Origin of the sequence: Streptomyces sp. CB01201, from assembly GCF_002803085.1 — a bacterium.
GTDB classification, from domain to species: domain Bacteria; phylum Actinomycetota; class Actinomycetes; order Streptomycetales; family Streptomycetaceae; genus Streptomyces; species Streptomyces hundungensis.
Genome location: NZ_NNBJ01000020.1, coordinates 140,414 through 151,606 on the forward strand (window position 1 = coordinate 140,414; position 11,193 = coordinate 151,606).

8 protein-coding genes and 1 pseudogene are annotated in these 11,193 nt (G+C 71.8%); 2 read left to right on the forward strand and 7 right to left on the reverse strand.

Going from position 1 to position 11,193, the window contains the following annotated elements; genetic code table 11:
- Positions 1-51 precede the first annotated feature (51 nt).
- Genes CG740_RS32790 through CG740_RS32800 form a run of 3 tightly spaced genes read right to left on the reverse strand, consistent with a single transcriptional unit; the run spans position 52 to position 3,471 of the window.
- Positions 52-807, reverse strand: a complete 756-nt coding sequence (locus CG740_RS32790) for a succinate dehydrogenase/fumarate reductase iron-sulfur subunit (RefSeq protein WP_100578948.1) — start codon at positions 805-807, stop codon at positions 52-54.
- Positions 804-2,753 carry a fumarate reductase/succinate dehydrogenase flavoprotein subunit gene (locus CG740_RS32795; protein ID WP_100578949.1) on the reverse strand — a complete coding sequence of 650 codons (1,950 nt, stop codon included), beginning with the start codon at positions 2,751-2,753 and terminating at the stop codon, positions 804-806. Before CG740_RS32795 ends, CG740_RS32790 begins: the two co-directional genes overlap by 4 nt.
- 1 nt (position 2,754) lies before the next feature.
- Positions 2,755-3,471 carry a succinate dehydrogenase gene (locus CG740_RS32800; RefSeq protein WP_100578950.1) on the reverse strand — a complete coding sequence of 239 codons (717 nt, stop codon included), beginning with the start codon at positions 3,469-3,471 and terminating at the stop codon, positions 2,755-2,757.
- An 83-nt stretch (positions 3,472-3,554) separates the two neighbouring features.
- Here CG740_RS32800 and CG740_RS32805 point away from each other — a divergent pair, with 83 nt between their 5' ends.
- Complete coding sequence (locus tag CG740_RS32805; protein ID WP_100578951.1) at positions 3,555-4,457, forward strand: LysR family transcriptional regulator; 903 nt, start codon at positions 3,555-3,557, stop codon at positions 4,455-4,457.
- Positions 4,458-4,505: 48 nt separating this feature from the next.
- Here CG740_RS32805 and CG740_RS32810 read toward each other — a convergent pair whose 3' ends face one another.
- The 4 genes from CG740_RS32810 to CG740_RS32825 form a co-directional block, all read right to left on the reverse strand.
- Entirely contained in the window at positions 4,506-5,927 is a 1,422-nt protein-coding gene (locus CG740_RS32810; RefSeq protein WP_100578966.1) for a transglycosylase SLT domain-containing protein, read from the reverse strand.
- Positions 5,928-6,351: 424 nt separating this feature from the next.
- Positions 6,352-8,526 (reverse strand): putative bifunctional diguanylate cyclase/phosphodiesterase, encoded by a 2,175-nt coding sequence (locus tag CG740_RS32815; protein ID WP_100578952.1) that lies wholly within the window; start codon positions 8,524-8,526, stop codon positions 6,352-6,354.
- Complete coding sequence (locus CG740_RS32820; RefSeq protein WP_100578953.1) at positions 8,523-9,335, reverse strand: SAM-dependent methyltransferase; 813 nt, start codon at positions 9,333-9,335, stop codon at positions 8,523-8,525. Before CG740_RS32820 ends, CG740_RS32815 begins: the two co-directional genes overlap by 4 nt.
- A 256-nt stretch (positions 9,336-9,591) precedes the next feature.
- Positions 9,592-10,554: an SCO0930 family lipoprotein gene (locus CG740_RS32825; RefSeq protein ID WP_100578954.1), complete on the reverse strand. Its 963-nt coding sequence runs from the start codon at positions 10,552-10,554 to the stop codon at positions 9,592-9,594.
- Positions 10,555-10,957: 403 nt separating this feature from the next.
- On the opposite strand from CG740_RS32825, the pseudogene CG740_RS41190 reads away from it, so the two are divergent.
- A pseudogene (locus CG740_RS41190) lies at positions 10,958-11,193 on the forward strand (hypothetical protein); the annotation flags it as partial.

The following is an 11,193-nucleotide window of genomic DNA, read 5'->3' on the forward strand; positions in this document are numbered from 1 at the left end:
GGGCACAGGAGGGACGCGCCGCCGGGGACACCCGGGGCGCGTCCCTCCGCGTCAGCGGCCCACCTTGCGCGCCTTGCGGGTCGCCCGCAGCCACTCCTTGTTCATGGCCGCGATCGACGGCAGCGGGATGCCCTTGGGGCAGGCCGTCGCGCACTCCCCCGTCAGGGTGCAGCCGCCGAAGCCCTCGTCGTCCATCTGCCCGACCATGTCCAGGACCCGGGTCTCGCGCTCGGGCGCGCCCTGCGGCAGCACGTTCAGGTGGTTGACCTTGGCCGAGGTGAAGAGCATCGCCGAGCCGTTGGGGCAGGCCGCCACACAGGCGCCGCAGCCGATGCACTCGGCATGCTCGAAGGCGACATCGGCATCGGGCTTGGGCACCGGGGTGGCATGCGCCTCGGGGGCGGCGCCGGTCGGCACGCTGATGTAGCCGCCGGCCTGGATGATCCGGTCGAAGGACGAGCGGTCCACCACCAGATCCTTGACCACCGGGAACGCCGAGGCGCGCCAGGGCTCGACGTCGATGGTGTCGCCGTCGCTGAACGACCGCATGTGGAGCTGGCACGTGGTGGTCCGCTCGGGGCCGTGGGCGTCGCCGTTGATGACGAGCGAGCAGGCCCCGCAGATGCCCTCGCGGCAGTCGTGGTCGAAGGCGACGGGCTCCTCGCCCCTGAGGGTGAGTTCCTCGTTGAGGGTGTCGAGCATTTCGAGGAAGGACATGTCCGCCGAGATGTCGTCGACCTCGTAAGTGGCCATGGCGCCGGGCGAGTCGGCGTTCTTCTGGCGCCAGACGCGCAGGGTGAGCTTCATGCGTAGCTCCGCTGAGTGGGGTGGACGTACTCGAAGACGAGGTCTTCCTTGTGCAGGACGGGCGCGGTGCCGGTGCCGGTGAACTGCCAGGCGGCCGCGTAGGAGAACTCCTCGTCGCGACGTTCGGCCTCGCCCTGAGGGGTCTGGGACTCCTCGCGGAAGTGGCCGCCGCAGGACTCGGCGCGGTGCAGCGCGTCGAGGCACATGAGTTCGGCCAGCTCCAGGTAGTCGACGACGCGGTTGGCCTTCTCCAGGGACTGGTTGAACTCCTCGCCGCTGCCCGGCACCTTGATCCGGCGCCAGAACTCCTCGCGGATCTGCGGAATCCGGTCCAGCGCCTTGCGCAGGCCCGACTCGGTGCGGGCCATCCCGCAGTACTCCCACATGAGTTCACCGATCTCGCGGTGGAAGGAGTCGGGGGTGCGGTCGCCGTCCACGGCGAGCAGGAGGTTGAGGCGGTCCTCGGTCTCGGCGACCGCTTCGGCGACCGCCGGGTGGGCGGCGGTGACCGGCTCCTGGTGCGGGTTGCGCGCGAGGTAGTCGTTGATGGTGGCCGGCAGCACGAAGTAGCCGTCCGCGAGGCCCTGCATCAGGGCGGAGGCACCGAGGCGGTTCGCGCCGTGGTCGGAGAAGTTGGCCTCGCCGATCGCGAACAGGCCCGGCACGGTGGTCTGGAGGTCGTAGTCGACCCACAGGCCGCCCATCGTGTAGTGCACGGCGGGATAGATCCGCATCGGTGTTGCGTACGGGTCCTCGGCGGTGATCCGCGCGTACATGTCGAAGAGGTTGCCGTACTTCGCCTCGACGGCCGCCCGGCCCATCCGCGCGATCGCGTCGGCGAAGTCCAGGTAGACGCCCTGGCCGCCGGGGCCGACCCCGCGCCCCTCGTCGCAGACGTTCTTGGCGGCGCGCGAGGCGATGTCGCGCGGCACCAGGTTGCCGAAGGCGGGGTAGATGCGCTCCAGGTAGTAGTCGCGCTCGTCCTCGGGGATCTCGGCCGCCGGGCGGGTGTCGCCCTTGGCCTTCGGCACCCAGATGCGGCCGTCGTTGCGCAGCGACTCGCTCATCAGAGTGAGCTTGGACTGGTGCTCGCCGGTGCGCGGGATGCAGGTCGGGTGGATCTGCGTGAAGCAGGGGTTGGCGAAGTACGCGCCCCGGCGGTGGGCCCGCCAGATCGCGGTCGCGTTGGAGTTCATGGCGTTGGTGGACAGGTAGAAGACGTTGCCGTAGCCGCCGCTGGCGAGGACCACCGCGTCCGCGAAGTACGTGTCGATCCTCCCGGTGACGAGGTCGCGAGCCACGATCCCGCGCGCCTTGCCGTCCACCACGATCAGGTCGAGCATCTCGGTGCGGGCGTGCAACTCCACGTTCCCGGCGGCGATTTGGCGCGAGAGCGCCTGGTAGGCGCCGAGCAGGAGCTGCTGGCCCGTCTGGCCCCGGGCGTAGAAGGTGCGCGAGACCTGGACGCCGCCGAAGGAGCGGGTGTCGAGGAGTCCGCCGTACTCGCGGGCGAACGGCACGCCCTGGGCCACGCACTGGTCGATGATCTCGACGGAGATCTGGGCGAGGCGGTGGACGTTGGACTCCCGGGCGCGGAAGTCGCCGCCCTTGACGGTGTCGTAGAACAGCCGGTGGACGGAGTCGCCGTCGTTGCGGTAGTTCTTCGCGGCGTTGATCCCGCCCTGGGCGGCGATGGAGTGGGCGCGGCGCGGGGAGTCCTGGAAGCAGAACTGGACCACGTGGTAGCCCTGTTCGGCGAGCGTGGCGCCCGCCGAGCCGCCCGCGAGGCCGGTGCCGACCACGATGACGGTGTGCTTGCGGCGGTTGGCCGGGTTGACCAGCTTGGCCTCGAAGCGGCGGGTGTCCCAGCGCTCCGCGATCGGCCCCTGGGGAGCACGGCCGTCGACGACGGGCTCCCCCGCCGTGTAATCGGTGTACGAGGTCATGTCAGCTCACCACTCCGGTCATGACGGCGACGGGTACGGAGACGAATCCGGCGAAGAGCAGCACGGCGAGGACGTTGGCGAGGGTCTTCAGGAGCCGGTCGCGGGTGGCGTTGCCGACGCCGAGCGTCTGGGCGGCGCTCCAGAAGCCGTGCTGGACGTGCAGGGCGAGCGCGGCCATCGCCACGATGTAGATCGTGTTCCCGTACCAGGTGGAGAACGTGTCCACGACGTTCTGGTAGGGGTGGCCGGGCCGGAAGCCGGAGTGCACGGTGCCGGTCGTCAGGTCCAGGATGTGCCAGACGATGAACAGCGCCAGGATGATGCCGCCCCAGCGCATGGTGCGGGTCGCGTAGCTCGCCCGGGCCCGCTTGTGGACGTAACCGCCGGGCCGCGCCCGGATGTCGCGGCGGCTGAGCTGGTACGCGGCGACGGCGTGGCCCACCACGGCGGCCACGAGCACCACGCGGATCAGCCAGAGCGCCCACTCGTAGTGCAGGAAGGGCTCGCCGATGGTGCGCAGCCAGTGCGCGTACGAGTCGAACTGGCCGGCCCCGAAGAAGATCTTCAGGTTGCCCATCATGTGCACGACCAGGTAGGACAGCATGATCAGACCGCTCACGGCCATGACCGTCTTCTTGCCGACGGTGGAGTCCCAGAGTGTGCGCGGCATGGACGGTCGTTTGTCCGTCCGTTTGTCGGTGCGCGTTGCCAGAGCCATGTCATCGACGCTAGAGGCGAACGACCCAAGAGGTCCAAGACATGGTTCGGCTCATCTCCATAGGGATGGCCTATCGTAGGAGCATGCAGTTCCAGCAGCTCCTCTACTTCGTGGCGGTCGCCGAGACCCGGCACTTCACCCGGGCCGCCGAGCGCGTGCATGTCTCGCAGCCCTCGCTCTCCCAGCAGATCAAGGCGCTGGAGAACGAGCTGGGCGCCGAGCTGTTCAGCCGCGCCCGGGGCAACATCGCGCTCACCGACGCGGGCGAGGCGCTGCTGCCGCTGGCCCGGCGCATCCTGGCGGACGCGGACACCGCCCGGATCGAGGTGCAGGAGCTGGCTCAGCTCCGGCGCGGGCGGGTGCGGCTCGGGGCGACGCCGAGTCTGTGCACGGGGCTGCTGCCGGACGTGCTGCGCGCCTTCCACGACCGCCACCCCGGCATCCAGCTCCTCATCGAGGAGGGCGGCTCGCACGATCTGGTCCGTGAACTGGCGCGCGGTGCACTGGACTTGGCGCTCATCGTGCTGCCGCTGCCGGCCGCGTCCCCGGCCCTCACCACGATCGAGCTGCTCCAGGAGGACCTGGTGGTGGTCTCCTCGGCCGCCGAGCCGGCGCCCGGCTCGGACGCCTCGGTGCGCGTCGCCGATCTGCGCGAGGCCCCCCTGGTGATGTTCCGGCACGGCTACGACCTGCGGGAGCTCACGGTGGCCGCCTGCCGTGCCGAGGGCTTCGAGCCCGCCTTCACGGTGGAGGGCGGCGAGATGGACGCGGTGCTCGGCTTCGTGCGGGCCGGGCTCGGGGTCGCCGTGGTGCCGAGCATGGTGGCGGCGCGGACCAGGGACCTGCGGGTGACCCCGCTGGCCCGCCCCGGCCTGCGCCGCACCATCGCCCTGGCCCACCGCAGCGACGTGGACCCGCCGCGCGCCGCACGGGAGTTGCAGCGGGTCCTGCTGAGCATCGGGACCGGTCGGCGCTCGGGCGGCTGACCGGTCCCGGGGGCGTGGACCGGGTCCGGGTCCGGGTCCGGGTCCGGGTCAGCCGACGGGCGGCCCCGCCGTGGTGTTGAGCCAGGCCCACTCGGACCAGGACGAGAAGCCGGTCTGCCAGCGGTGGTGGACGCCGTCCCGGCTCGTACCGAAGACCTCGATGCGACCGTCGGCGTTGGCCGCGGCGACGACCTCGGAACCTCCGCCGCCGAACGTCTCCCACTGGCCGTACGGGGCGTTCACCCCGGTCTGCCACAGGTGCTGGGCCACACTGCCGTTGATCGCGAACACCTCCACCCGGCCGTCGGGCGAGCGCTCACTGGTGAGCTGGGAGTCGGCGGGCCCACCGGTGGGCTCCCAGCCGGACCAACTGGTGGCATTCGTCTGGTACTTGTGGAAGACGCCCTTGGGGCCCGAGGCGAAGACCTCAAGGCGGCCGTCCTGGTTGTGATCCACCGTCAGATCGTGGCCGCCGCCGCCGAATTCCTCCCACGCGGACCAGCCGCCGTTCACCGCGGTCTGGAACTGGTGCTGGAACACATCGCCGTTGATGGCGAAGACCTCCAGACGGCCGTCCGCCGACTTCTCCATCTCCACCTGGCTGTCGGCGGGGCCGCCGCCCGCGGACTCCCACTGCGACCAGCCGCTGTTCGCCGCGGTCTGGTAGCGGTGGAAGAGCCCCTTCGGGTTGGAGGCGAAGACCTCCATGCGACCGTCACCGTTCGTGCCGACCGCTATGTCCTTGCCGCCGCCACCGAAGTCCTCCCAGCCGGACCAGCCGCCCGAGGGAGCCGTCTGGTACCGGTGCTGGAACACATTGCCGTTGATCGCGAAGAGTTCGAGCCGGCCGTCCGCGTTCGGGCCGATCGCCAACTCGGCGCCGCCCGGGCCGCCCAGGGACTCCCACTCGGACCAGTTCCCGTTCACCCCCACCTGCCAGGCGTGGTGAACGCCGTCGGCGCCCGCCGCGAAGACCTCAAGCCGGCCGTCCGCCGAACGGGCCGACACCACCCGCCCGGACTCGGAGGGGAACACCAGGGGGGCCGGGCCCGGTTCATGGTGGCCGAGGCGGTCCACCGCGTCCTGTGCCTCGCCCATGTGGCGCAGGTGAGCGCGCTGGTTGTAGGTGGACCAGGCGCCCCAGTCGGTGCCGCCGGAGGAGATGGCGTAGGCCGCGTTCGCGTTGCACTGGGGGTCGAAGGCGCAGTTGTCGTCGATCTCGCGGTGCCAGTAGCTGTTGATCTGCCACAGGCCCCGGTCCGTGGAGGGCGGGGTGTTGTTCTGGACGTTGGTCGCCGACGGGTTGCAGCTGGACTCGGCCAGGGCCACCGCGACGGCGGTCACCAGGGCGTCGCCCCGGAAGCCCGCGGTGTAGCCGACCTGGGCGCACAGGTCGCTGGGCGCGGCGGAGGCGGGCGAGGCGCCGGCCAGGATCCCCGCCGCGAGCAGTATGGAGGCGAACATCGCCATGACGACGCGGTGGGGCGCTCTGCGGGCGCGCCGCACGGCGGACTGCGAGTGCGGCGACCCGGCGCGGCCGAGCGGTCCGCGGAGGCGGGTGGGGTGGCGCGCGGTCAACGTGACCTCCTGGGAAGCGCGGTGACGGTTCGTCCAACCGTCGGGTGCCGAGCGCTTCGGAAGGTAGCGACGCGCTTCTCGAACGGAGAATCCGGAACCTTACGGGCTGACAGGACGGGGCCGCGTGGGCTACGCGCCCCGGCGCCGGGGCGTCGGAGCCGCCGGGCGCGGAGGCCTTGCTGGGGCCGCCGGGCGGCCGACCCCTTGCTGGGCCGCCGGAGCCGCCGGGCCGCGGCAGAGCACCGCACTCGACCGGGCCCCGGGCGCCATGAGGAGGGCCCCGGGGCCCGGTCGGGTCGGACCGCGGGGACTTCGCCTAGACCGCGTCCACCAGGGCCAGCGAGTGGATCCGGTCCGGGGCGCCGGGCCGCGCGTAGTACCAGCCCTGGGCCGTGTCGCAGCCCAGTTCCTTGAGCTGCTCGGCCTGGGCGCCCGTCTCGACGCCCTCCACGGTCACCGCGAGCGACAGGCTGTGCGCGAGCGACACGATCCCCTCGACGATCTTCATGTCCACCGGGTCGGCGGGCAGCTGCTGCATGGACTGGGTGAAGGACCGGTCCAGCTTCAGCACGCTCACCGGGAGCCGGCGCAGGTTGGCGAGGTTGGAGTAGCCCGTGCCGAAGTCGTCCAGGGCGATGTCCACGCCCATCTCGGCGAGTTGGCGCAGCGGCTTCAGGAGGTCGTCGTCGGCGCCGATGAGCGCGGACTCGGTGACCTCCAGGCACAGCGCGCCGGGGGTCAGCCCGGTGCGCTCCAGCATCTCGACGGTGTCGGCGACCAGGCCCGGGTGGTAGAGCTGGGTCGGCGACAGGTTGACGTTGATGCGCAGCGGGCCGCCGTCGGTGGCACCCGGGTGGGCCTCCTGCCAGGCGCGGGCCTGCCGTACGGACTCCTGCATCACCCAGCGGCCGAGGGGCACGATGAGCCCGGTGTGCTCGGCGAGCGGGATGAACCGGTCGGGCCCGAGCACCCCGTGCTGCGGGTGCGACCAGCGCACCAGGGCCTCGGCGCCGTGCACACTGCCGTCGCCGAGGTGCACGAGCGGCTGGTACTCGATGAAGAACTCGCCCCGCTCCAGGGCCGCCGGCAGCGCGTTGGTGAGTCCGTGCCGGGTGATCGCGCGGGCGTCGGCCTCGGCGTCCGCGAACTCGAAGCGGTTGCCGCCGGCCGACTTGGCCCGGTACATCGTGATGTCCGCGCTGCGCAGCACCTCGGCCGCGCTGCGCTCGCCCGCCGGGCCCTCCACCACGCCGATCGAACCGCGCACGGTCAGCTCGCGGCCTTCGATGCGGATCGGCGTCGCGAGGGTGTTCAGGATGCGCGAGGCCAGCTCGTCCGCCTCGAACTCGGTGTCCGGGCCCGTGGTGAGCGCGACGAACTCGTCGCCGCCGAGCCGGGCCACCATCTCGCCGGGGCCGGTGGCGCAGCTCTGGAGCCGGTCCGCCACCTCGACCAGGAGCCGGTCGCCGGCCGAGTGGCCGAGGCTGTCGTTGACCGCCTTGAAGCCGTCGAGGTCCAGATAGCAGAGCCCGAACCGTTTCCCGTCGCCCGGCGCCAGGGCCTTCTCCAGGCGTTCGAAGAACAGGGTGCGGTTGGGCAGTCCGGTGAGCGCGTCGTGCGTGGCCTCGTAGCGCAGCCGCAGGTTGAGCAGCCGGCGCTCGGTGGTGTCCTCCATCAGGGCCAGCTGGTACTGCGGGCGGCCCTCGGCGTCGCGGAGGAGCGAGACGGTGAGGTTGGTCCACAGGACGGTTCCGTCGCCGCGGTAGTAGGGCTTCTCGACCCGGTAGTGGTCGCGTTCGCCGCGGACGAGTTCGTCGTAGAGCCGCCACACCTGCGGGGCGTCCTCGGGGTGCACCCACTCGCTGACGTTGCGGCTGCGCAGCTGGCCCTCTATCCCGCCGAACATCCGGGTGAGGGTCTCGTTGACCTCCAGGACCCGGCCCTGGAGGTCGGCGATGCCGATGCCGATCGCGGCGCCCTCGAAGACCGCGCGGAAGCGGGTCTCGGTGGCGTGCAGGGCGTCCAGGGCCGCGCTGCGCGCCGACATCGCGGAGCGGGCGATGGCCTCCTGCTCGGAACGGGTGCGTTCGCGCAGGGCAGCGGCGAAGCCGGCCGCGATCGCGTGCTGGAGCCGGGCGCAGCGGGCCCGCGCCTCTTCGGCGGTCAGCTCGTCGCCCGCGCCGCAGTACAGCACGAGATAGGACTCGACCACTGCGAGGGTGCGGCTCAGGGCGTCCGGGTCGGTGCAGTGCACGGCGACCAGGGCGACGCCGATCTCCTGGGCGGGCGCGGGGTCGAAGTGCCGCCCGTGCAGGGCGTCGATGAGCCGGCGGGCGAGGGGCAGGAGGTGCTGCTCGAACTCGGGGCGGGTCAGCGAGGTCGCCGTGACCGGGAAGATCGCCCGGCTCCAGATCGTCGCGAACCGTCTGAGCCGGTCTTCGGGGCTGTCCGGCGCGAGGACCGGGGGCTGCGGCTTGGGCGGCTTGCTCACGCCTTGCGCCCCACACCGGCGAAGCCCGAGAAGGCGTACGGATCCTCCTGGTCGGCCTCGCCCTCCGGCCGCCACAGCGGCATGGAGACCAGGCCGGGCTCCAGCATCCCGTACCCCTCGAAGAAGCCGGCGATCTCTTCACGCGAGCGCATCACCAGCGGGTTCTTGATGTTGCGGTAGACGCCCACCGTGCCGCCGGCCTCCTCCTCGCTGAGCGGGATGCCCTCGTAGGCGGCGTGGGTGAGGACGAGGACGCTGCCGGGGGCGAGCGCGTCGCGCAGCGCCGCTACGGCCCCGTACGGGTCGTCCTGGTCCTCGACGAAGTGCAGCACGGCGACCAGGAGGAGGGCCACCGGCCTTGAGAGATCGAGGAGTTGGGAGCTTTCGACGGCGCTCAGGATGTCCTGCGGCTTGCGCAGGTCGGCTGCGGCTATCCCGGCGAGCGGGTTGCCCTCCAGGACGGCCTCGCTGTGGGCGACGGCCACCGGGTCGTGGTCGACGTAGAGCACCCGGGCCTCGGGGTTCGCCGCGTGGGCGACCTCGTGCACGTTTCCGAAAGTCGGGATTCCGGATCCGATGTCCAGGAACTGGGTGATTCCCTCGCCCACCGCGAACCGGACCGCGCGGCGCATGAAGGCACGGTTCGCCTGCATGACCTTGGGCAGGCCCGGCATGAAGCGCATGGCCTCGCGAGCCGCTTCCCGGTCGACCTCGAAATTGTGCGAACCGCCCAGGTAGTAGTCGTATATGCGGGACACGCTCGGCACCGAGATGTCGATGCCCTGAGGGGCCCAGGCGGGACGCTCCATCAATGTCTCCAACAAGTCGCCGCAGGACGGCCATGACCATGACCATTGTTTGCGCCTGAGGCTACTGATCGTCCGCCAAGAGAGCGAGCAAAAACGGAAAATGCTCGTCCGTTATTGGTCACACGCCCACGGCATGTGCACCGGATCGTACGGGTCCGCGTGGCAGCGCGCGTCATCGTATCGCCGACTGGACACGTACGTCGGCCCGTCACCGCGAGGGGGGCGCGGTGACGGGCCGACGGCGTTGGGCCCGGGGCTACTTGGGCGCGCCCACGAGCTTGCCCTGGGGGGACACGGCGTACCACGTGCCGCCCACGCCCTGGCCGTTGGTGTCGCCGGGCCTGGTGTCGCCCGAGAAGGTGTAGACGGGCCAGCAGGTGATCGACTGCTGCTTGACCCCGTCGGGCCGGTCGAAGGTGACGAAGCCCTTGAGGGCGATGCCCCGGGTGTCATTCTTGCCGACCGGTGCGACCGCCGGCCACTTCTGGAGGCAGGCGCCGGTGCAGGCGGACTTCATGGGCCAGGCCGAGTCCTTCTTGAAGCGGTAGACGGTCATGCCGCGGGCGTCCACGATGACGTCGCCGAGCTTGGCGTCCTTGCGGACCGAGAGGCCCGGCATCGCCGCGGCGGGGGCGGCGGGGGCCTGGGCCGAGGCCTTCTTGCCGTCGGGTGCGGCGGCATGCCAAGTGCCGCCCACGTTCTGCCCGTTGAGGTCGCCGGGGCTGGTGTCCTTGGCGTAGCGGTACATCGGCCAGCCGCCGACGGTGAGCTGCTTGGTGCCGTCGGCCCGGGTGACGGAGCCGAGCGTGGCAGCGTCGGCGCCGGCGGCCGCGGCGACCCCGTCGGCGGGCACCGCGGGCCACGCCTTCGCGCAGTCGCCCTCGCAGTTGGTCTTCGGCGGACTCGCGGTGTCCTTGTCGAAGCGGTAGAGCGTGAACCCGGCGCTGTCGGTGAGGACCTTGCCCAGCTCCTTGCTGTCGCTGACCGTGAGCTGTCCCGCCTGTTTGGCGGCCGACTCGGCGCCGCCCGCCTGCCCGTAACCGCCGCTGGAACCATAGGCGTTGTCGCCGGGCTGCTGTGCGGTGCTCGCGTTGCCGACCGGCTGGCCGTTGCCGCTGCCCGCGTAGCCGCTGCCCTTGTCCTGGCCGCAGCCCGTCGCGGTGAGTGCCAGTACTGCCGCCGCCGCTGCCGCGAGCGCTGCGCTGCGCCAGGTGCTCATGTCAACTCCCGTTGTTCTCAAGGCTGTTGAGGCGCTGGATGCGCCCGGTGATGGCCCTGAGTACGTGCGGCGGGTGGCGGTCCGTTCAACCCGGACGAGGAAATTTTTCCGAACGGGCCCGAACAGCCGGTCAACGCGGCGAACGCACATCCGCCGGAACTCCCCCCTTCAGGCGAATCGGTTCGACGCCCCCTATGGCGGCGGCGCCACGGCCCGATGATCACCTAGTGCAAGGACGACTAGCGCAAGGACGACACCTCGCCGGACGGCTGCTCGCCGCGACGGCCCTCACCGTGCTCCTGTCGGCACCCGCCCCGGCCGCCCGGGCCGACGCCTGTGCCTACGCCTCGGTGACGCAGGGCAGCAGCGGTTCGCCCTGGGCGGTCGCCGGCACGGGCCACCGGTGCCCCTGGCCGCCGCACCCCCACCCGCATCCTCCCCATCCCCACCCGCACCCCACGCCCACCCCCACCCCGCAGCCGCCGACCCCGCCGCCTCCCGCACCGCCCGCGCCCACACCCCCGCCCCGGCCCGCGCCCCGGCCCACCCCGCCGCCGCGCCCCGCACCCCGTCCGACGCCACACCCGGCGCCGCCCGCGGCGGTGGCCCCGGTGGCGAACCCGCCCGCGCCGCCCGTGG